This window comes from Streptomyces spiramyceticus, assembly GCF_028807635.1.
Taxonomy (GTDB): Bacteria; Actinomycetota; Actinomycetes; order Streptomycetales; family Streptomycetaceae; genus Streptomyces; species Streptomyces spiramyceticus.
In genome coordinates, this window is record NZ_JARBAX010000001.1 from 5,122,619 (window position 1) to 5,145,320 (window position 22,702).

The window sequence follows — 22,702 nt, forward strand, 5'->3', positions numbered from 1 at the left end:
ACCGATCGAATCAGATCGAATCGGATCAGGTCAGTACCGAGGCGGCAGCCACCCCGTCTGAATCATCTGCCCACTCCGCCGCCGCGTATGGAAGTGCCCACGACCGGGCGGCAGTTGCGACGGAGAGATGTTGCCGAGCAGCGCACCCTCCGTACGGTCGCCGGACAGCACCAGACCCTGCGCCCCGAGCTCGCGCAGGCGCTGCATTACCGGCTCGTACAGCGACCGGCTCGCACCGCCCGACGCCCGCGCGATGATGACGCGCAGGCCGACGTCGCGGGCGAAGGGCAGGTACTCCAGGAGTGGGGACAGCGGGTTCATGCCGGTGGCCACCAGGTCGTAGTCGTCGACGATGACGAATGCGTCGGGGCTGTTGTACCAACTGCGGTTGCGCAGCTGCTCAGGCGTGACGTCCGGCCCCGGCATACGACGGCTGAGCGAGCCCGCCAGACCCTCCAGGGTCTCCGTCAGCGCCGGCGCCGATGCGCAGTAGCGCGACAGGTGCGACTCCGGTACGCCCTCCAGGTGCGCGCGCCGGTAGTCGCCCATGACGATCTTCGCCTGGTCGGGCGTGTAGCGCTCCGTGATCTGCTTGATGAGCAGCCGCAGTACGGCCGACTTACCCGACTCGCTCTCGCCGAACACGATGAAGTGCGGGTCCGCCTCGAAGTCGACGAAGACCGGTGCGAGCGCCGACTCGTCGATACCGAACGCGACACCGCGCTCCGGGTGCTCGAACCCCTTGGGCAGCCGGTCCGCCTCCAGGACGGTAGGCAGCAGCCGCACCGTAGGAGCAGGGCTGCCCTGCCAGTTCTCGTTGATGCCCCGGATGAGCACGCCCGTCGCGTCCGCCAGGTCCTCCGTCTCCGAAGAGCCGTCGACGCGCGGCAGCGCCGTCATGAAGTGCAGCTTGTCCGGGCTGAGGCCACGGCCGGGCACGGAGGCGGGGACGTTCTGCGCCACCTTGCGGTCGATCTCGGACTCCGTCGGGTCACCGAGTCGCAGCTCGATGCGGTTCTGCAGCATGTCCTTGAGTGCGGGCCGCACCTCGGTGTAGCGGCTCGCGGTCAGGATCACGTGCACACCGAAGCCGAGACCGCGCATCGCCATGTCGGTGATGCTGGCTTCGAGCATCTCGTAGTCCGTCTTGAACGTCGCCCAGCCGTCGACGATGAGGAAGACGTCGCCCCAGTGCTGGTCGGGCAGCAGCCCGGCCGCCCTGCGCTGCCGGAAGGTCTGGATCGAGTCGACGTTGTTCGCGCGGAAGTACTCCTCGCGCGCGTTGAGGATGCCCTCGACCTCGCTGACCGTACGGCGTACCTTCTCGGCGTCCAGACGGTTGGCGACGCCACCGACGTGCGCCAGGTCCTCCATCGCGATGAGACCGCCACCGCCGAAGTCCAGGCAGTAGAACTGGACTTCGCTCGGCGTATGCGTGAAGGCGAACGACGAGATGAGCGTACGCAGCAGAGTCGACTTGCCGGACTGCGGACCACCGATGAACAGACCGTGACCGGCCCCGCCCGCAAAGTCCCGGTACAGCACGTCGCGCCGCTGCTCGAACGGCTTGTCCACCAGGCCGACCGGCACATTGAGCCGGCCGAGCGCCGTGTACTCGGGCGCGGTCAGGCCGCGCTCCGGAGTGACCGCCAGCGCCGGCAGCAGCTGCTCCAGCGAGGGCGCCTCCTCCAGCGGCGGCAGCCACACCTGGTGGGCGGGCGGACCCTGGTTCTCCATCTTGCTGACGATGACGTCCAGGACGGTGTCCGCGAGAGCGTCGTCGACCCGGTTGTTGACCTCGGGCTCCTCGATCACCGGCTGCGGAGGCAGCGCCACATGCTGCGCCGTGAACAGCGCGGGCCGCAGCTGAGTCGAGCGGTGCACCCGGGACGGGCCCTCGCCGTGGTAGGCGCCCGACACGTACGCCGCCTTGAAGCGGACCATGGTGTCGGTGTCGTACCGCAGATAGCCGGAACCGGGGATGGACGGCAGGTGGTAGGCGTCCGGCACACCGATCGCCGTACGCGACTCGGCGGCGGAGAACGTACGCAGACCGATCCGGTACGACAGATACGTGTCCAGACCGCGCAGCTTGCCCTCTTCGAGGCGCTGCGAGGCGAGCAGCAGATGCACACCGAGCGAGCGGCCGATACGGCCGATCTGGATGAACATGTCGATGAAGTCCGGCTTCGCCGTGAGGAGTTCGGAGAACTCGTCGAGCACGATCACCAGAGAAGCCAGCGGTTCGAGTGCCGCGCCGGCCGCGCGCGCCTTCTCGTAGTCGTGGATGTTGGCGTAATTGCCCGCCGTACGCAGCAGCTCCTGGCGCCGCTGCATCTCACCCATGATCGAGTCACGCATACGGTCGACGAGCGTGAGGTCGTCCGCCAGGTTGGTGATGACGGCCGCGGTGTGCGGCATGTCCACCATGCCGGCGAAGGTCGCACCGCCCTTGAAGTCCGCGAGGATGAAGTTCAGCGTCTCCGAGGAGTGCGTCACCGCGAGACCGAGCACCAGCGTACGCAGCACCTCGGACTTGCCGGAGCCGGTCGCGCCGACACACAGGCCGTGCGGGCCCATGCCCTCCTGCGAGGCCTCCTTGAGGTCCAGCATGACCGGCTCGCCGTTCTCACCGACACCGATCGGCACGCGCAGCCGCTCGTGCAGCGTGCGCGGACGCCAGGTGCGCGAGACGTCGACGGAGCCGGCGTCGCCGATGCCCATGAGGTCCGTGAAGTCCAGGTTGGACAGGAGGGGTTCGCCCTCCTCGGCCGTACCGACACGGAAGGCGGCGAGCTGCCTCGCCAGCGACTCGGCCTGCTCCGGGCTCAGCTCGTCGGGCTTGCCGGTGTACGCCGACTCGTGGCCCACGTACAGCTTCATGCGGTTCGGCTTCAGATACGCCGTCAGACCGCCGCGCAGCTCGTCCTCCAGCTCCCCGGGGGCGATCTCCAGGAAGGTGACGCCCTGAAGCCCTTCCGCGCCGGCGAGTCCGGAGTCCGGCGGTACGGTCCCGCCGTCGAGCACCACGATCAGGTGCGGCTGGTCGTAGACCGGGTTCGCGTCCCGGTTCCAGCGCGGCCGGTCGGCCAGCTGGTCCTCCAGCGCCTCCTCCAGCTCACCGAGGTCGTCGAACAGGAGCCGGGCCGAGCCGGCTCCGTCCTTGGCCTTCGGGTGCTGGGTGTGCGGCAGCCACTTGATCCAGTCCCAGTCCGTGGCGGCGGCGGGATGCGCGACCACGGCAATCATCAGGTCTTCGGGGGAGTGCAGCGTCGCGAGCTGGGCGATGGCCGCGCGGGCGTTGCCGTACACCGTGTCGGTGTCTCCGGACAGTGCCACGTGGTAGAAGGCGCGCAGCGAGACGGCGACCGGCAGGTCGGCCAGACTGCCGTGCGCGTCGAGGAAGGCCTTCATGGCCGCCGCGGTCAGCGGTTCCAGCTCCTCCTTGGGCGCGGTCTCCGGCGCGGCGAGCGGAGTGGCCAGCTGCTGGTTGCCGAGCCCCATGCGTACGGAGGCGAAGTCGGCGTCGGTCGGGCGCCGTTCCCACAGCCGCTTGCCGTCGGCGGCCACCGCCCACAGCTGGTCCGGGTCGGGGTGCTGGAACAGCTGGGTGCGCCGCTGCAGATCCGCGGTCTTGTGCACGTCCTTGCGGACCTGCTCCAGATAGCGGAAGTAGTCGCGCCGGTCCTGCGCCATCCCCGCGCCGCCGCCCTGCCGGGACTTGGCGAACTGGGCGATGGCCATGGCGAGGGTCGACGCGAGCATCAGACCGCCCACCACCCGCATGTAGGAGGGCAGGTTCGGCATGAAGAAGAAGCCGACAGAACCCAGCATGCCGAACATCGGCAGCAGGTTCATCAGAACGCTGTCATCGCCCTCCCGCGGAATCTCGGGCGGCGTCTCCAACTTGACCTCGCCGTCCGGGACAGCAGGCAGCTGTATCCGCGGCTGCCGTTTGATGATGACGACGCTCACCGATGCACTCATCCTTCGCGATTGCTGTGTCTTCCCGGGTGCAACCCCCGGACCCCCGGCCCGAAGAGCAGGCACGCGTAGGCGTTGATCCTACTGTTACGCCCATGCGCGAAGGGAGTCAGGAGGAAGGCCGGAGCGTGGAGATGCGGGGGAGGGCGAGGAGGAATGAGGGAGGCGGGGCCTTTGCCCCCTTGAGCAACCGATATGGTGGCGCTCCGCGTCGTACGAGCGGCGTAAGGAAGCTTGTCTAGCAGGGGGAACTACCAGGTGAGCACGGGCACATCGACGGGTTTCTGCCGAGTCACCGTCGCAGCACCGGACAGCCGAATCGATGTGGCGCTGCCGGAGGACCTGCCGATCCAGGACATCTACCCGGAGATCATCAGGCTCTCGGGGATGGCCCAGTCCGACAACAGCCTTGCCGGCTACCACCTCGTACGCCGCGACGGCCATGTGCTCGACGCCAGCCGTTCGTTGCTGGAGCACCGGGTCCGGGACGGCGAGGTGCTGTTGCTGCGGACGTTCGCCGATTCGCTGCCGCCGGCCGTACATGACGACGTGGTCGACGCGGTCGCCACCGCCGTCAAGCAGGACCTCCGCAGCTGGAACGACAACCTGATGCGGGTGGCCGGCCTTGTCGCCGGCGTGCTGCTGCTGACGATGCTCGGCTTCGTGTTCTGGTTCGCCGATCCGCTCCGGCACGACATGCACGGCCTCCAGGGCATAGTCGCCGGTGTGGTCGCACTGGCCCTGACGGCACTCGCAGGCGTACGTGCCCGGGTGTACGAGGACCGGGGATCGGCCGTCGCACTGGGCATCGCCGCACTGCCGCACGCACTTATCGCCGGCTCCGGCGTCATTCCGCAGGACGCGGGCGAAGGCCCCGGCAGGCTCCAGTTCCTCGTCGGCTGCGTTGCCGTACTGCTCTTCTCCGTCGTACTGATCATGCTGCTGCCGCAGGGAGACGCCCCGTTCGTCGCCGCGGCGCTGGCCGCCACGATCGGCACGCTCGCCGCGTTCTGCGGAGTACTCACCGAGGCGCAGCCCCGCGAGATCGCGGCCGGCACCTCGGTCGTCGCCCTGGCTGTCGTCGGCTTCCTGCCGGGCTGGTCGGCCCGCTTCGCCAAGCTGCCGATCGGTTTCCGTAATCCGGAGGACCTCGCCAGGGCCCGTCGCGAGGGCCAGGAGGGCAGCCTCGAAGCCGTCGACGTCCAGCGCATCGTCGCCCAGACCAGCCGTGGCCACGAGCTGCTCCTCGGCCTGGTCGGCGGCTGCGCCGTCGTCATCGTCGGCGCCGGCGGCGCCGTACTCGGCTTCAGCGACAGCGGCTGGGCCCAGCTCATGGCCCTGGTCACCGCACTCGCCGCGCTCCTTCGGGCACGCCTGTTCCGCTACACCGCCCAGGTCGCCTGCCTGCTGGTGGCCGGCGTCCTCACGACCGGCCTGCTGGTGCTCGGCCTCGCGATCTCGCCCCCGCTGGAGATCATCAAGGACCTGGCCCTGGGCAACTCCGCGGGCATCGACGTACGGACCCTGTGGCTCGGCGCCTCGGTCGCCGTCGGCGCCCTGCTCCTGATCGCGATCGCCCTGATCGTTCCGCAGAAGGGCCTCTCGCCCTTCTGGGGCCGCATGCTGGACCTCGCGGATTCGCTGGTGCTGCTCTCCTTGATCCCGATCTGCCTGGCCGTCCTCGACGTGTACGCCAAGGTCCGCGGCGGCGTCTGACCCCCACGGGCGGCCGTCAGGGGCACTCGCATCTGCTGGTAAGCTGCATGACGGCCGCTTGTGTATGCGCCCCCGGAACATCCGGAGGCTGCGCCCAGCGGATCCCCGCCTCCCGAGTAACGGAAGCTCCCCAGAGAATTCGACCTGGGGCACTCGATGGCAATACGAAGACCAAGAGGAGTACGCGTGCCGCTCGACGCCGCTACGAAGAAGCAGATCATGACCGAGTTCGCTCAGAAGGAAGGCGACACCGGCTCCCCCGAGGTCCAGGTCGCCATGCTTTCGCGCCGGATCTCGGACCTCACCGAGCACCTCAAGACGCACAAGCACGACCACCACTCCCGCCGTGGTCTGCTGATCCTGGTCGGCCAGCGTCGCCGCCTGCTTCAGTACCTGGCCAAGAAGGACATCCAGCGCTTCCGTGCCCTGGTCGACCGCCTCGGCATCCGCCGTGGCGCGGCCGGCGGCGCCAAGTAAGACGGACGTCGTGAAGGGAGCGGTTCCCCACTTCTAGGGGACCGCTCCCTTTGCTGTACGTGCGAGTCGTACCGGACGCTAAGTAGTCTGGTCGTACACGAACACAGAATGAGCGAGAAGCGGCTTCCCCGCCGCCGGTCCTCGGTAGTGGCCCCCGGAGCACATACTCCCCCGGGAGCTTCGATCGAAGACCGGCCCGCAGCTGAAGCGCTTCTCCGCCACCGTCCCCCGCCACACGGGCTCGGGGACGAAAGACGAAACGTAACGGAGATAACGCTAGTGGAGAACGAGACCCACTACGCCGAGGCCGTCATTGACAACGGCACCTTCGGCACCCGCACCATCCGCTTCGAGACGGGCCGCCTGGCCAAGCAGGCCGCCGGCTCCGCCGTGGCGTACCTGGACGACGACACCATGGTGATGTCGGCCACCACCGCTTCCAAGAAGCCCAAGGACCAGCTCGACTTCTTCCCCCTGACGGTGGACGTCGAGGAGCGGATGTACTCGGCCGGAAAGATTCCCGGCTCCTTCTTCCGTCGCGAGGGCCGGCCCTCCGAGGACGCCGTCCTCACCTGCCGCCTGATCGACCGCCCGCTGCGCCCCTCCTTCAAGAAGGGCCTGCGCAACGAGATCCAGATCGTCGAGACGATCATGGCGCTCAACCCCGACCACCTGTACGACGTGGTCGCGATCAACGCCGCCTCCTGCTCCACGATCCTGGCCGGTCTGCCCTTCTCCGGCCCGATCGGCGCCACCCGTGTCGCCCTGATCAAGGGCCAGTGGGTCGCGTTCCCGACGCACACCGAGCTCGAGGACGCCGTCTTCGACATGGTGGTCGCGGGCCGCGTCCTGGAGGACGGCGACGTCGCGATCATGATGGTCGAGGCCGAGGCCACCGAGAAGACGGTCCAGCTCGTCAAGGACGGCGCCGAGGCCCCGACCGAGGAGATCGTCGCCGCCGGTCTCGAGGCCGCGAAGCCGTTCATCAAGGTCCTCTGCAAGGCCCAGTCGGACCTCGCAGGCAAGGCTGCCAAGCCCACCGGTGAGTTCCCGGTCTTCCTCGAGTACGAGGACGACGTGCTGGAGGCGCTGACCGCCGCCGTCAAGTCCGAGCTCGCGCAGGCGCTCACCATCGCCGGCAAGCAGGACCGTGAGAACGAGCTCGACCGCATCAAGGAGATCGCAGCCGAGAAGCTGCTCCCGGCCTTCGAGGGCCGCGAGAAGGAGATCTCCGGTGCCTACCGCGCGCTGACCAAGTCCCTGGTCCGCGAGCGCGTCATCAAGGACAAGGTCCGCATCGACGGCCGTGGCGTCACGGACATCCGTACGCTCGCCGCCGAGGTCGAGGCCATCCCGCGCGTGCACGGCTCGGCGCTGTTCGAGCGTGGCGAGACCCAGATCCTGGGCGTCACCACCCTCAACATGCTCCGCATGGAGCAGCAGCTGGACACCCTCTCCCCGGTGACCCGCAAGCGCTACATGCACAACTACAACTTCCCGCCGTACTCCGTCGGTGAGACCGGCCGCGTGGGCTCGCCCAAGCGCCGCGAGATCGGCCACGGTGCGCTCGCCGAGCGCGCCATCGTGCCGGTGCTGCCGACGCGCGAGGAGTTCCCGTACGCGATCCGTCAGGTCTCCGAGGCGCTGGGCTCCAACGGCTCGACGTCCATGGGCTCCGTCTGCGCCTCCACCATGTCGCTGCTGAACGCCGGTGTGCCGCTCAAGGCCCCCGTCGCCGGCATCGCCATGGGCCTGATCTCGCAGGAGATCGACGGCAAGACGCACTACGTCGCCCTCACCGACATCCTCGGTGCGGAGGACGCGTTCGGTGACATGGACTTCAAGGTCGCCGGTACGAAGGAATTCGTCACCGCCCTCCAGCTCGACACCAAGCTGGACGGCATCCCGGCCTCCGTCCTGGCCGCGGCCCTCAAGCAGGCCCGCGACGCCCGCCTCCACATCCTCGACGTGATGATGGAAGCGATCGACACGCCGGACGAGATGTCCCCGAACGCCCCGCGGATCATCACCGTCAAGATCCCCGTGGACAAGATCGGTGAGGTCATCGGCCCCAAGGGCAAGATGATCAACCAGATCCAGGAGGACACCGGCGCCGACATCACGATCGAGGACGACGGCACCATCTACATCGGTGCCCAGGTCGGCTCGCAGGCCGAGGCGGCCCGCGCGACGATCAACGCGATCGCGAACCCGACCATGCCGGAGGTCGGCGAGCGTTACCTGGGTACGGTCGTCAAGACCACCACCTTCGGTGCCTTCGTCTCCCTGATGCCCGGCAAGGACGGTCTGCTGCACATCTCGCAGATCCGTAAGCTCGCCGGCGGCAAGCGCGTGGAGAACGTCGAGGACGTGCTCGGTGTGGGCCAGAAGGTCCAGGTCGAGATCGCCGAGATCGACTCCCGCGGCAAGCTCTCCCTCGTCCCCGTGATCGAGGGCGAAGAGGGCTCCGAGGCCGACCAGAAGGCCGACGCCGACCAGTGACATCCCGTAGTTCCGTGACGACGGCCCGCACCTCCTCGGAGGCGCGGGCCGTCGCCCGTACCCAAACACTGCTCAAGGGCAAGGACGGAATCGGTACGGTACGCAGGACCACCCTCCCCGGAGGCCTGCGCGTCGTCACCGAGACCCTGCCCGCCGTCCGCTCCGCGACGTTCGGCATCTGGGCGCACGTCGGCTCCCGTGACGAGACGCCGACCCTGAACGGCGCCACGCACTACCTGGAGCACCTCCTCTTCAAGGGCACCAAGAAGCGCAGTGCCCTCGACATCTCGTCCGCGATCGACGCGGTCGGCGGCGAGATGAACGCCTTCACGGCTAAGGAGTACACCTGCTACTACGCACGTGTGCTGGACACCGATCTCCCCCTCGCCATCGACATCGTCTGCGACATGCTGACGGGGTCGCTCATCGAGGCCGCGGACGTCGACGCCGAGCGCGGCGTCATCCTCGAAGAGATCGCGATGACCGAGGACGACCCGGGCGACGTCGTCCACGACCTCTTCGCCAAGACGATGTTCGGCGACACCCCGCTGGGCCGCCCGGTCCTCGGCACCGTCGACACCGTCGAGGCGCTGTCCGCGGACCGCATCCGCCGCTTCTACAAGAAGCACTACGACCCGACGCACCTCGTCGTCGCGGCCGCCGGCAACGTCGATCACGCCACCGTCGTACGCCAGGTCCGCAAGGCCTTCGAGCGGGCCGGCGCCCTGTCCCGTACGGACGTGGAACCGCTCGCCCCGCGCGACGGCTCCCGCACCATCCGCACCGCGGGCCGCGTAGAGCTCCTGAACCGCAAGACCGAACAGGCCCACGTGGTCCTCGGTATGCCGGGCATCGCCCGCACCGACGACCGCCGCTGGGCACTCGGCGTACTCAACACCGCCCTCGGCGGCGGCATGAGCTCGCGCCTCTTCCAGGAGGTACGGGAGAAGCGCGGCCTGGCCTACAGCGTGTACTCGTACACCTCCAGCTTCGCCGACTGCGGACTCTTCGGCGTCTACGCCGGCTGCCGGCCCAGCCAGGTCCACGACGTGCTCAAGATCTGCCGGGACCAGCTCGAAAAGGTCGCCTCGGACGGTCTGCCGGACGAGGAGATCTCCCGCGCCGTGGGCCAGCTGTCGGGCTCCACCGTCCTCGGCCTGGAGGACACCGGCGCGCTGATGAACCGTATCGGCAAGAGCGAACTGGCCTGGGGCGAGCACATCTCTGTCGACGACATGCTCGCCAGCATGGCGGCGGTCACCCCCGACGAGGTACGAGCCGTGGCCGCCGACGTCCTGGGCCACCGGCCCTCGCTCTCGGTCATCGGCCCGCTGAAGGACAAGCAGGCCGACCGCCTGCACGAATCAGTCGCCTAGAGACGTCAGAAAGAAGCAAAGCAATGAGCAAGCTGCGCGTGGCCGTTCTCGGTGCCAAGGGCCGTATCGGTGCCGAGGCCGTACGAGCCGTCGAGGCCGCGGACGACATGGAACTGGTGGCGGCGCTGAGCCGGGGCGACAAGCTGGAAGCCCTGGTGGAAGCCGACGCCCAGGTCGCGGTCGAGCTGACCACCCCCGCTTCGGTGATGGGCAACCTCGACTTCTGCGTACGCCATGGCATCCACGCCGTCGTCGGCACCACCGGCTGGACCGACGAACGCCTCGCGCAGCTGCGCAGCTGGCTCGACGCCTTCCCGGAGACGGGTGTGCTCATCGCGCCCAACTTCTCCATCGGCGCCGTCCTGACCATGAAGTTCGCCCAGCAGGCGGCCCCGTACTTCGAGTCCGTCGAGGTCGTCGAGCTGCACCACCCGAACAAGGCCGACGCCCCGTCCGGCACCGCGACCCGCACCGCCCAGCTCATCGCGGCCGCGCGCGCCGAGGCCGGCAGCGCCCCCCAGCCCGACGCCACCACAACGGCGCTGGACGGCGCCCGCGGCGCGGACGTGGACGGCGTACCCGTACACGCCATCCGCCTCCGCGGCCTCCTCGCCCACCAGGAAGTCCTCCTCGGCGGCGAGGGCGAGACCCTCACCATCCGGCACGACTCCCTTCACCACAGCAGCTTCATGCCGGGCATCCTGCTCGGCGCGCGCCGCGTGGTGACCACTCCCGGCCTCACGCTCGGCCTGGAAAACTTCCTCGACCTGAACTGACGGCACGAACAGCCATGCGCGCAAAGATCACGTACTTCATCCTGGCCGCCGTCCTGGTCGTCTACCTCGTCCTGGCCGGCAGCCGCGGGTACTTCCTCATCCGGGAAGGCACCGCCCTCACCGTCACCTTCGGCATTGCGGTGCTGGTCCTGCCGGCCATCGGCATCTGGTTCCTCTGGCACACCACGCAGTTCGCCCGCAAGGCGGACCTGTTGTCGGCGAAGCTGGAAGCCGAAGGCGGCCTGCCCGTCGACGAGTTGGTACGTACGCCCGGTGGACGCATCGACCGCGACTCCGCCGACGCGGTCTTCGCCAGGCGCCGCGCGGAGACCGAGGACACCCCGGACGACTGGCGTTCCTGGTTCCGGCTCGCCATCGCCTACTACGACGCACGGGACACCCCGCGCGCCCGCAAGGCGATGCAGCACGCGATCGCGCTTCACGACGGCAAGTGAGGACATGTGAGAGGGGGGCGTCCGGCCGGACGCCCCCCTCTCACATGTCCTCACGCACGGATCACGCGCGCTGGATCATGCGCGTCGGTACTCGTCCCCCCAGGCCTCGACCGTGTCGGCAGCCCGGTCGAAGGCTTCCACCCGGGACAGGAAATCCGCGTTGTGATCGGTGAGCAGCGTCAGCTGCTCACCGCCCTGCCGCGCCAGTACGAGCGCCTGCCCCTGTACGGTGCGCGGCAGCCCGAGCCACCGCACCGGCTGCTGGACCGTCCGCACCGTCGTGGCACGGTCCCACGCCACCGTGGTCGTCGCGAAGAACCCCACGCGCCGCAGCCCGTGCTTGCTGACCCAGGCGCCCACGCGCAGCATCCGCAGGGCGGCGGTGATCAACAGGACGGCGATGCCGAGACAGAGGCCGGCCCCCGGCAGCGCACCGGCGAAGGCGATGACCATCGTCGCCAGCAGGATGAACGACGCCAGCAGCAGAAGCAGGGCCGAGGCCCCGACGCGCCACGGACCGGGACGGTAGGGCCGCCGCCATTGATCGTGGTCGTCGAAGGGCAGCGCGACATCGTCGGAGGTCTCACCGGACGCTTCAAAAGCACGGTCGGCCGTCAGGAAGGGCAGGGGCACGACTGATCCTCACTCACCAGCACGCTCGATTGGGCTGTGCCCGGTGAGGCTACCGAGGAGGCCTCCGGCGGGCCACCTCAGGGGTCCATGGGGGTGCCCCCACGCCCGTTCAGGGCAGTGGGGGAGAGTCATGCTCCAAGGGCGGGAAGCCCGAAGAGCAAGGATCCGGCCAGTCCGGCGACAATGGTGAGGCCCATCAGCGTACGGCCGACGAGCTCGGACGCACTGGGGCGTTCGCGAGGCGGCGGGGTGACATTACTGCGGAATCGGTCGGCCTCGGCAACGAATGCGAAGGGGACGGACTCTCGCCGGCGCAGCATAGGGCAGCACTCCTTGTGATTTTTGTGGGGCTCAGGGCTTCTACAGAGACAGACGTTCAAAACCGTCCGTCGGTGCCCGATTTCCCGGAATTGACCAAAGCATGTCTGCCGCACTCCGTCCGGCCCTCGCTGTCAGTCCTCCGTCGTAGAGTGTGGGGCGCCCGAGCGATGTACATGGAAGGACCCCGCCGGTGACTGTTACCCCTGATGGCACGCCCATCGAGACCGCCAAGCCCAGCTTCCGCAGCGAAGTGACCGTCGAGCTGGTGAAGCACACCGCCAGCGACTCCGACGTGCTGTGGGCCGCCCGTGTCTCCACCGCCGGCGAGCAGTCCCTGGAGGAGCTCAGCAAGGACCCCGAGCGCTCCAAGGGCCTCATCAATTACCTGATGCGGGACCGCCACGGCAGCCCCTTCGAGCACAACTCGATGACCTTCTTCATCAGCGCGCCGATTTTCGTCTTCCGTGAGTTCATGCGGCACCGCGTCGGGTGGTCGTACAACGAAGAGTCGGGCCGCTACAGGGAGCTGGAGCCGGTCTTCTACGTTCCGGGTGAGTCCCGCAAGCTCGTCCAGCAGGGCCGTCCCGGCAAGTACGAATTCGTCGAGGGCACCCCGGAGCAGCAGCAGCTCACCAGCCGCGCCATGCAGGACTCGTACCGTCAGGCGTACGAGGCGTACCAGGAGATGCTCGCCGCGGGTGTCGCCCGCGAGGTGGCTCGCGCGGTGCTCCCCGTCGGCCTCTACTCCTCGATGTATGCGACATGCAACGCCCGCTCGCTGATGCACTTCCTCGGCCTGCGCACCCAGCACGAGCTTGCGAAAGTGCCGTCCTTCCCGCAGCGCGAGATCGAGATGGTGGGGGAGCAGATGGAGGCGCACTGGGCGAAGCTCATGCCTCTCACGTACGCGGCCTTCAACGCGAATGGCCGAATCGCCCCGTAACGCCTGAGCACAGATGTACGGATCAGCCGTCCGAAGTGTCCGGATTGCCGCAGTTCGAGAATTTCATCTAGGCTGATCAAACGGACCCGGCACTGCTTGAACCCCCGAGCAGGCAGTGCCGGGTTCCACTTCTTCCACCGCCTCTCCCCTCCCCCGAGGGGACACCCCGCGTTGAGCAGCGAGTAGCGTGTTACCCATGGCTCCGATCTCCACTCCGCAGACCCCCTTCGGGCGGGTCCTCACCGCCATGATCACGCCCTTCACGGCGGACGGCGCACTCGACCTCGACGGCGCCCAGCGTCTTGCCGCCCACCTGGTGGACGCAGGCAACGACGGGCTGATCGTCAACGGCACCACTGGCGAGTCGCCGACCACCAGCGACGCGGAGAAAAACGACCTGGTGCGGGCCGTACTGGAAGCGGTCGGAGACCGGGCCCACGTCGTGGCCGGAATCGGCACCAACGACACCCGCCACAGCATCGAGCTGGCCCGCACCGCCGAGCAGACCGGCGCCCACGGCCTCCTCGCCGTGACGCCGTACTACAACAAGCCCCCGCAAGAGGGGCTGTTCCAGCACTTCACGGCCATTGCAGACAGCACCGGCCTCCCGGTCATGCTCTACGACATCCCTGGCCGCAGCGGCGTCCCGATCAACACCGAGACGATCGTCCGGCTCGCCGAGCACCCGCGGATCGTGGCCAACAAGGACGCCAAGGGCGACCTCGGCCGCTCCAGCTGGGCCATCGCCCAGAGCGGCCTGGCCTGGTACTCCGGCGACGACATGCTCAACCTGCCGCTCCTTTCCGTCGGCGCGGTCGGCTTCGTCTCCGTCGTGGGCCACGTCGTCACGCCCGAGCTGCGCGCCCTCCTGGAGGCCCACCTCTCCGGCGACGTACGCAAGGCGACGGAGATCCACCAGCGGCTGCTCCCGGTCTACACGGGCATGTTCCGCACCCAGGGCGTCATCACCACCAAGGCCGCCCTCACCCTGCAGGGCCTGCCCGCCGGCCCGCTGCGCCTGCCCCTCGTGGAGCTCACGCCGGAGGAATCCGCGCAGCTCAAGAGGGACCTCACGGCCGGTGGCGTACAGATCTAGCCAAAGACTTCACAACTGAATAAGCACGAATCCCATAGACAACAGCAAGTGCACGAATGACACACGCGCCACGTGCCTCAGCGGTACGTGGCGCGCGTGGTGAGGAGAGTCTTTTGAGTCATCCGCATCCTGAACTCGGTACGCCGCCGAAGCTCCCGAAGGGCGGCCTGCGTGTAACCCCGCTCGGCGGTCTCGGCGAGATCGGCCGGAACATGACGGTCTTCGAGTACGGCGGCCGCCTGCTCATCGTCGACTGCGGTGTGCTCTTCCCCGAGGAGGAGCAGCCCGGAATCGACCTGATCCTGCCGGACTTCACGTCCATCAAGGACCGTCTCGACGACATCGAAGGCATCGTGCTCACGCACGGCCACGAGGACCACATCGGTGGCGTCCCCTACCTGCTCCGTCTGAAGCAGGACATCCCGCTGATCGGCTCCAAGCTGACCCTCGCCCTGATCGAGGCCAAGCTCCAGGAGCACCGCATCCGCCCGTACACCCTTGAGGTCAGTGAGGGCCACCGCGAGCGCGTCGGTCCCTTCGACTGCGAATTCGTGGCGGTCAACCACTCCATCCCGGACGCGCTGGCCGTCGCCATCCGCACCCCGGCAGGCATGGTCGTCCACACCGGCGACTTCAAGATGGACCAGCTCCCGCTGGACCGCCGCCTGACCGACCTCCCGACCTTCGCCAAGCTCGGTGAGGAAGGCATCGACCTCCTCCTCTCCGACTCGACGAACGCCGAGGTCCCGGGCTTCGTCCCGCCCGAGCGCGACATCTCGAACGTCCTGCGTACGGTCTTCGCGAACGCCCAGAAGCGCATCATCGTGGCCAGCTTCGCCAGCCACGTGCACCGCATCCAGCAGATCCTCGACGCCGCCCACGAGTACGGGCGCCGCGTCGCCTTCGTGGGCCGCTCGATGGTCAGGAACATGGGCATCGCCCGTGACCTGGGCTATCTCAAGGTCCCGGCCGGTCTCGTCGTCGACGTAAAGACCCTCGACGACCTCCCCGACCACGAGGTAGTCCTCGTCTGCACCGGCTCTCAGGGCGAACCGATGGCTGCGCTCTCCCGCATGGCCAACCGCGACCACCAGATCCGCATCGTCCAGGGCGACACCGTCATCCTGGCCTCGTCGCTCATCCCGGGCAACGAGAACGCGGTCTACCGGGTCATCAACGGCCTGACCCGCTGGGGCGCCAACGTCATCCACAAGGGCAACGCCAAGGTCCACGTCTCCGGCCACGCCTCCGCCGGCGAGCTGCTGTACTTCTACAACATCTGCAAGCCGAAGAACCTGATGCCGGTCCACGGCGAATGGCGCCACCTCCGCGCCAACGCCGAGCTGGGTGCCCTCACGGGTGTCCCCAAGGACCACATCGTCATCGCCGAGGACGGCGTGGTGGTCGACCTGATCGACGGCCGCGCGAAGATCGTCGGCAAGGTCCAGGCGGGCTATGTGTACGTCGACGGCCTTTCGGTCGGAGATGTCACCGAGACCCACCTCAAGGATCGCCGCATCCTCGGCGAGGAGGGCTTCGTCTCGGTCTTCGTCGTGGTGGACACCACCACAGGCAAGATCGTGGGCGGCCCGAACTTCCACGCCCGCGGCTCCGGCATCGAGGACTCGGCCTTCTCGGCCGTCGGCCCCCGGATCGAAGAGGCCATTGCCAAGTCGGCCTCCGACGGCGTCATCGAGCCGCACCAGATCCAGCAGCTCATCCGTCGCACGGTCGGCAAGTGGGTCTCCGACACCTACCGTCGGCGCCCGATGATCCTGCCTGTCGTAGTCGAGGTCTGACACAGCCTCAGGAGCGGAGCGCCTCGATTTGCATCGAGGCGCTCCGCTCCAGTACGTTTACGGCTCCGCCTGAACGGGAAGCCCCGGGCGCACTTGTGTGCCTGGATGACCCGAACGGGGCGGGAATTCCGACTCAGGACTTCTGATAAAGTCGGAGCCGCCGGAAAGTGAAACGCGAAAGCGTAAACCTGAAAGGCACCGAGGAAGTCGGACACGAAAGAGTCTGATAGAGTCGGAAACACGAAATGCCGAACGAAAGCCCGGAGGAAAGCCCGAGAGGGTGAGTACAAAGGAAGCGTCCGTTCCTTGAGAACTCAACAGCGTGCCAAAAGTCAACGCCAGATATGTTGATACCCCGGCCCATTTCGGTGGGTTGGTGGTTCCTTTGAAGTCCTACTGGCCCATGTGGCGGGTAGGCAAAACACAGCGAGGACGCTGAGGACAGCGGGCCATATTCCGGTCCGATCTGTTCCGCTCAACGTGGTGTTCACTCCCGATTACGGGAAAACATTCATGGAGAGTTTGATCCTGGCTCAGGACGAACGCTGGCGGCGTGCTTAACACATGCAAGTCGAACGATGAAGCCCTTCGGGGTGGATTAGTGGCGAACGGGTGAGTAACACGTGGGCAATCTGCCCTTCACTCTGGGACAAGCCCTGGAAACGGGGTCTAATACCGGATAACACTCCTGCCTGCATGGGTGGGGGTTAAAAGCTCCGGCGGTGAAGGATGAGCCCGCGGCCTATCAGCTTGTTGGTGGGGTAATGGCCTACCAAGGCGACGACGGGTAGCCGGCCTGAGAGGGCGACCGGCCACACTGGGACTGAGACACGGCCCAGACTCCTACGGGAGGCAGCAGTGGGGAATATTGCACAATGGGCGAAAGCCTGATGCAGCGACGCCGCGTGAGGGATGACGGCCTTCGGGTTGTAAACCTCTTTCAGCAGGGAAGAAGCGAAAGTGACGGTACCTGCAGAAGAAGCGCCGGCTAACTACGTGCCAGCAGCCGCGGTAATACGTAGGGCGCAAGCGTTGTCCGGAATTATTGGGCGTAAAGAGCTCGTAGGCGGCTTGTCGCGTCGGATGTGAAAGCCCGGGGCTTAACCCCGGGTCTGCATTCGATACGGGCAGGCTAGAGTGTGGTAGGGGAGATCGGAATTCCTGGTGTAGCGGTGAAATGCGCAGATATCAGGAGGAACACCGGTGGCGAAGGCGGATCTCTGGGCCATTACTGACGCTGAGGAGCGAAAGCGTGGGGAGCGAACAGGATTAGATACCCTGGTAGTCCACGCCGTAAACGTTGGGAACTAGGTGTTGGCGACATTCCACGTCGTCGGTGCCGCAGCTAACGCATTAAGTTCCCCGCCTGGGGAGTACGGCCGCAAGGCTAAAACTCAAAGGAATTGACGGGGGCCCGCACAAGCAGCGGAGCATGTGGCTTAATTCGACGCAACGCGAAGAACCTTACCAAGGCTTGACATATACCGGAAACACCTAGAGATAGGTGCCCCCTTGTGGTCGGTATACAGGTGGTGCATGGCTGTCGTCAGCTCGTGTCGTGAGATGTTGGGTTAAGTCCCGCAACGAGCGCAACCCTTGTCCTGTGTTGCCAGCATGCCCTTCGGGGTGATGGGGACTCACAGGAGACCGCCGGGGTCAACTCGGAGGAAGGTGGGGACGACGTCAAGTCATCATGCCCCTTATGTCTTGGGCTGCACACGTGCTACAATGGCCGGTACAATGAGCTGCGATGCCGCGAGGCGGAGCGAATCTCAAAAAGCCGGTCTCAGTTCGGATTGGGGTCTGCAACTCGACCCCATGAAGTCGGAGTTGCTAGTAATCGCAGATCAGCATTGCTGCGGTGAATACGTTCCCGGGCCTTGTACACACCGCCCGTCACGTCACGAAAGTCGGTAACACCCGAAGCCGGTGGCCCAACCCCTTGTGGGAGGGAGCTGTCGAAGGTGGGACTGGCGATTGGGACGAAGTCGTAACAAGGTAGCCGTACCGGAAGGTGCGGCTGGATCACCTCCTTTCTAAGGAGCATCTAGATCTCGCAAGAGATCCAGAGCCACTACGTCGGCAAATGTTCGACGGTGGTCAGCTCATGGGTGGAACGTTGACTACTCGGCACGATCGGCAAGGTTCACTAGTACTGCTTCGGCGTGGAACGTGATATCGGGTTGGTCGGGTCGGGCACGCTGTTGGGTATCTGAGGGTACGGACCGTTGGTTTGTATCTTCGCGATGCCGGCCCCAGTGCACTCGCTCCTTCGGGGCGGGGTGATGGGTGGCTGGTCGTTGCTTGAGAACTGCACAGTGGACGCGAGCATCTGTGGCCAAGTTTTTAAGGGCGCACGGTGGATGCCTTGGCACCAGGAACCGATGAAGGACGTGGGAGGCCACGATAGTCCCCGGGGAGCCGTCAACCAGGCTTTGATCCGGGGGTTTCCGAATGGGGAAACCCGGCAGTCGTCATGGGCTGTCACCCATACCTGAACACATAGGGTATGTGGAGGGAACGCGGGGAAGTGAAACATCTCAGTACCCGCAGGAAGAGAAAACAACCGTGATTCCGGGAGTAGTGGCGAGCGAAACCGGATGAGGCCAAACCGTATGCGTGTGATACCCGGCAGGGGTTGCGCATGCGGGGTTGTGGGATTGCACTTCAACAGTCTGCCGGCTGTTGGGCAAGTCAGAAACCGTTGGTGTAGGCGAAGGACATGCGAAAGGTCCGGCGTAGAGGGTAAGACCCCCGTAGCTGAAACATCAACGGCTTGCTTGTGCAACACCCAAGTAGCACGGGGCCCGAGAAATCCCGTGTGAATCTGGCGGGACCACCCGCTAAGCCTAAATATTCCCTGGTGACCGATAGCGGATAGTACCGTGAGGGAATGGTGAAAAGTACCGCGGGAGCGGAGTGAAATAGTACCTGAAACCGTGTGCCTACAAGCCGTGGGAGCGTCGCGCATTGAGTTTACTCAGTGCGTCGTGACTGCGTGCCTTTTGAAGAATGAGCCTGCGAGTTAGCGGTGTGTAGCGAGGTTAACCCGTGTGGGGAAGCCGTAGCGAAAGCGAGTCCGAATAGGGCGCTGTGTCTAATTTAGATACGTAGTTGCACGCTCTAGACCCGAAGCGGAGTGATCTAGCCATGGGCAGGTTGAAGCGGAGGTAAGACTTCGTGGAGGACCGAACCCACCAGGGTTGAAAACCTGGGGGATGACCTGTGGTTAGGGGTGAAAGGCCAATCAAACTCCGTGATAGCTGGTTCTCCCCGAAATGCATTTAGGTGCAGCGTCGTGTGTTTCTTGCCGGAGGTAGAGCACTGGATAGGCGATGGGCCCTACCGGGTTACTGACCTTAGCCAAACTCCGAATGCCGGTAAGTGAGAGCGCGGCAGTGAGACTGTGGGGGATAAGCTCCATGGTCGAGAGGGAAACAGCCCAGAGCATCGACTAAGGCCCCTAAGCGTACGCTAAGTGGGAAAGGATGTGGAGTCGCAGAGACAACCAGGAGGTTGGCTTAGAAGCAGCCATCCTTGAAAGAGTGCGTAATAGCTCACTGGTCAAGTGATTCCGCGCCGACAATGTAGCGGGGCTCAAGCGTACCGCCGAAGTCGTGTCATTCCAGCAATAGGGCCAACGCCCGCTGGGATGGGTAGGGGAGCGTCGTGTGCCGGGTGAAGCAGCCGCGGAAGCGAGTTGTGGACGGTTCACGAGTGAGAATGCAGGCATGAGTAGCGATACACACGTGAGAAACGTGTGCGCCGATTGACTAAGGGTTCCTGGGTCAAGCTGATCTGCCCAGGGTAAGTCGGGACCTAAGGCGAGGCCGACAGGCGTAGTCGATGGACAACCGGTTGATATTCCGGTACCCGCTTTGAAACGCCCAGTATCGAATCCATTGATGCTAAGCCCGTGAAGCCGTTCCGGACCCTTCGGGGAAAGGAAAGTGGTGGAGCCGGCGGCCCAAGGTGGTAGTAGGTAAGCGATGGGGTGACGCAGGAAGGTAGTCCAGCCCGGGCGGTGGTTGTCCCGGGGTAAGGGTGTAGGCCGTGTGATAGGCAAATCCGTCACACATTAGGGCTGAGACCTGATGCCGAGCCGATTGTGGTGAAGTGGATGATCCTATGCTGTCGAGAAAAGCCTCTAGCGAGTTTCATGGCGGCCCGTACCCTAAACCGACTCAGGTGGTCAGGTAGAGAATACCGAGGCGTTCGGGTGAACTATGGTTAAGGAACTCGGCAAAATGCCCCCGTAACTTCGGGAGAAGGGGGGCCATCACTGGTGATCCGTTTTACACGGTGAGCTGGGGGTGGCCGCAGAGACCAGCGAGAAGCGACTGTTTACTAAAAACACAGGTCCGTGCGAAGCCGTAAGGCGATGTATACGGACTGACGCCTGCCCGGTGCTGGAACGTTAAGGGGACCGGTTAGTGCGCTTTCGGGTGTGCGAAGCTGAGAACTTAAGCGCCAGTAAACGGCGGTGGTAACTATAACCATCCTAAGGTAGCGAAATTCCTTGTCGGGTAAGTTCCGACCTGCACGAATGGCGTAACGACTTCTCGACTGTCTCAACCATAGGCCCGGTGAAATTGCACTACGAGTAAAGATGCTCGTTTCGCGCAGAAGGACGGAAAGACCCCGGGACCTTTACTACAGTTTGATATTGGTGTTCGGTTCGGCTTGTGTAGGATAGGTGGGAGACTGTGAAGCATGCACGCCAGTGTGTGTGGAGTCAATCTTGAAATACCACTCTGGTCGTGCTGGATGTCTAACCTCGGTCCGTGATCCGGATCAGGGACAGTGTCTGATGGGTAGTTTAACTGGGGCGGTTGCCTCCTAAAGAGTAACGGAGGCGCCCAAAGGTTCCCTCAGCCTGGTTGGCAATCAGGTGTTGAGTGTAAGTGCACAAGGGAGCTTGACTGTGAGACCGACGGGTCGAGCAGGGACGAAAGTCGGGACTAGTGATCCGGCAGTGGCTTGTGGAAGCGCTGTCGCTCAACGGATAAAAGGTACCCCGGGGATAACAGGCTGATCTTCCCCAAGAGTCCATATCGACGGGATGGTTTGGCACCTCGATGTCGGCTCGTCGCATCCTGGGGCTGGAGTCGGTCCCAAGGGTTGGGCTGTTCGCCCATTAAAGCGGTACGCGAGCTGGGTTTAGAACGTCGTGAGACAGTTCGGTCCCTATCCTCTGCGCGCGTAGGAATATTGAGAAGGGCTGTCCCTAGTACGAGAGGACCGGGACGGACGAACCTCTGGTGTGCCAGTTGTCCTGCCAAGGGCATGGCTGGTTGGCTACGTTCGGAAAGGATAACCGCTGAAAGCATCTAAGCGGGAAGCCTGCTTCGAGATGAGTGTTCCCACCCCCTTTGAGGGGTTAAGGCTCCCAGTAGACGACTGGGTTGATAGGCCAGATGTGGAAGCCCGGTAACGGGTGGAGCTGACTGGTACTAATAGGCCGAGGGCTTGTCCTCAGTTGCTCGCGTCCACTGTGTTAGTTCTGAAGTAACGAACTGTGACGGCACCGGTTTGTTCAACTTCATAGTGTTTCGGTGGTCATAGCGTTAGGGAAACGCCCGGTTACATTCCGAACCCGGAAGCTAAGCCTTTCAGCGCCGATGGTACTGCAGGGGGGACCCTGTGGGAGAGTAGGACGCCGCCGAACAATCATTCACGCTGGTCCCTGAACTTCGGTTCGGGGACCAGCGTTTTTTTATGCCTAGTCACTTGGTGTTCACGTCGTACGACCAGCATCCACAGTCATGGGGACGATCGGAATGCTGAAGTCCGCGGGTGTCGGTGCCGGCGACGAGGTCATCGTGTCGGCTTACGGGAACGTCGAGGTGGCCGAGGCGGTGCTGGCTGTGCGGGCGTTGCCGGTGTTCGCCGACATCGACGGGGATACGTACTGCCTGGATGCGGGCGCCGCGGAAGCCGCCGTGACATCGCGTACGGCGGCCATCGTGGGCGTAAAGCGATTCGGGTCTCCCGCAGGCATGGGACGGCTCGAGGAGCTCGGGCGTCGGCGAGGGCTTCTCGTGGTGGAGCATCGCGAGGAGGCCGACGCGGATCCGAGCGCGGTCGCTCGACGGCGCGTGCATGCGGCTTACCTGGACGGGCGGCTCACCGGGGTACGGACGCCGGCGGCGTGCGAGGGGCACGGCTATCAGCAGTACGTCGTCCGGGTGCCCGGCAATGGGCGGCCCGATCGTGACGCGTTCGCACACGCCGTGCGGCGCAGGGGCGTTGACTGTCGTGTGCCGGTGAAGACCCCCGTACACCGGCTGCCGGACTTCCGGCGGGAGATCTGTCTGCCCGAGACCGAGCGGGCCGCCGACGAGACGCTCGCTCTGCCCATCGGCGGCGAGCTGTCCCGTCGTGACCTTCAACGTGTCGTGGCGGCCTGCAATGCGCTCGGCGGGCTCCTGCAACCGGCCTTCTAGGACGATTGTTTGGGGTGGGAAGCGAAGAACTCCCACTTCACGTCGGTGGCGTTGACGTCGGCGGTGGTTCCGCCATGTCGCCCGCTTGGCGCCCGGACGATTTTCGGCCAATTCATGGGCTTGCCAGGACGTGTCCGCATTCGCGCAAGGTGGCAGCGGGGGCGGGGCCGGTCCGGAC

The 22,702-nt window shown here is 65.4% G+C and carries 13 protein-coding genes and 3 rRNA genes; 13 read left to right on the forward strand and 3 right to left on the reverse strand.

Features of this window, described 5'->3' with window-relative positions:
* Positions 1–30: 30 nt before the first annotated feature.
* Positions 31–3,975 (reverse strand): type VII secretion protein EccCa, encoded by a 3,945-nt coding sequence (gene eccCa / locus PXH83_RS23660; RefSeq protein WP_274562594.1) that lies wholly within the window; start codon positions 3,973–3,975, stop codon positions 31–33.
* Between the two features lie 267 nt (positions 3,976–4,242).
* On the opposite strand from eccCa, the gene eccD reads away from it, so the two are divergent.
* From eccD to PXH83_RS23690, 6 genes are all read left to right on the forward strand, one after another.
* Positions 4,243–5,700: a type VII secretion integral membrane protein EccD gene (eccD, locus tag PXH83_RS23665; RefSeq protein WP_274562595.1), complete on the forward strand. Its 1,458-nt coding sequence runs from the start codon at positions 4,243–4,245 to the stop codon at positions 5,698–5,700.
* 186 nt (positions 5,701–5,886) lie between these two features.
* Complete coding sequence (gene rpsO, locus PXH83_RS23670) at positions 5,887–6,177, forward strand: 30S ribosomal protein S15 (protein ID WP_018551846.1); 291 nt, start codon at positions 5,887–5,889, stop codon at positions 6,175–6,177.
* A 279-nt stretch (positions 6,178–6,456) separates the two neighbouring features.
* Positions 6,457–8,679: a polyribonucleotide nucleotidyltransferase gene (locus PXH83_RS23675; protein ID WP_274562596.1), complete on the forward strand. Its 2,223-nt coding sequence runs from the start codon at positions 6,457–6,459 to the stop codon at positions 8,677–8,679.
* The gene (locus PXH83_RS23680) at positions 8,676–10,055 is read left to right on the forward strand and encodes a M16 family metallopeptidase (protein ID WP_274562598.1); all 1,380 of its coding nucleotides are present in this window, start codon (positions 8,676–8,678) and stop codon (positions 10,053–10,055) included. Before PXH83_RS23675 ends, PXH83_RS23680 begins: the two co-directional genes overlap by 4 nt.
* 23 nt (positions 10,056–10,078) lie before the next feature.
* Positions 10,079–10,831 (forward strand): 4-hydroxy-tetrahydrodipicolinate reductase, encoded by a 753-nt coding sequence (gene dapB / locus PXH83_RS23685; protein WP_274562600.1) that lies wholly within the window; start codon positions 10,079–10,081, stop codon positions 10,829–10,831.
* A 14-nt stretch (positions 10,832–10,845) separates the two neighbouring features.
* Positions 10,846–11,286: a tetratricopeptide repeat protein gene (locus tag PXH83_RS23690; protein WP_274562601.1), complete on the forward strand. Its 441-nt coding sequence runs from the start codon at positions 10,846–10,848 to the stop codon at positions 11,284–11,286.
* Positions 11,287–11,361: 75 nt separating this feature from the next.
* Here PXH83_RS23690 and PXH83_RS23695 read toward each other — a convergent pair whose 3' ends face one another.
* A complete protein-coding gene (locus tag PXH83_RS23695; protein WP_274562602.1) occupies positions 11,362–11,919 on the reverse strand; it encodes a hypothetical protein in 558 nt (185 codons plus the stop codon).
* Positions 11,920–12,047: 128 nt separating this feature from the next.
* Positions 12,048–12,239: a hypothetical protein gene (locus PXH83_RS23700; RefSeq protein ID WP_214927066.1), complete on the reverse strand. Its 192-nt coding sequence runs from the start codon at positions 12,237–12,239 to the stop codon at positions 12,048–12,050.
* Positions 12,240–12,430: 191 nt separating this feature from the next.
* Between PXH83_RS23700 and thyX the strand changes: the two genes are divergently transcribed.
* From thyX to PXH83_RS23735, 7 genes are all read left to right on the forward strand, one after another.
* Entirely contained in the window at positions 12,431–13,183 is a 753-nt protein-coding gene (gene thyX, locus PXH83_RS23705) for an FAD-dependent thymidylate synthase (RefSeq protein WP_274562604.1), read from the forward strand.
* Between the two features lie 196 nt (positions 13,184–13,379).
* Complete coding sequence (dapA, locus tag PXH83_RS23710; RefSeq protein ID WP_214927070.1) at positions 13,380–14,279, forward strand: 4-hydroxy-tetrahydrodipicolinate synthase; 900 nt, start codon at positions 13,380–13,382, stop codon at positions 14,277–14,279.
* A gap of 113 nt (positions 14,280–14,392) precedes the next feature.
* A complete protein-coding gene (locus PXH83_RS23715; RefSeq protein WP_274562607.1) occupies positions 14,393–16,078 on the forward strand; it encodes a ribonuclease J in 1,686 nt (561 codons plus the stop codon).
* A gap of 510 nt (positions 16,079–16,588) precedes the next feature.
* Positions 16,589–18,114: ribosomal RNA gene (locus PXH83_RS23720) — 16S ribosomal RNA — on the forward strand.
* 300 nt (positions 18,115–18,414) lie between these two features.
* Positions 18,415–21,555, forward strand: a 23S ribosomal RNA gene (locus tag PXH83_RS23725).
* A 74-nt stretch (positions 21,556–21,629) separates the two neighbouring features.
* A 5S ribosomal RNA gene (gene rrf / locus PXH83_RS23730) occupies positions 21,630–21,746 on the forward strand.
* Together the 16S, 23S and 5S rRNA genes form the textbook arrangement of a ribosomal RNA operon.
* Before the next feature lie 97 nt (positions 21,747–21,843).
* Complete coding sequence (locus tag PXH83_RS23735; protein ID WP_274562608.1) at positions 21,844–22,524, forward strand: DegT/DnrJ/EryC1/StrS family aminotransferase; 681 nt, start codon at positions 21,844–21,846, stop codon at positions 22,522–22,524.
* Positions 22,525–22,702 lie beyond the last annotated feature (178 nt).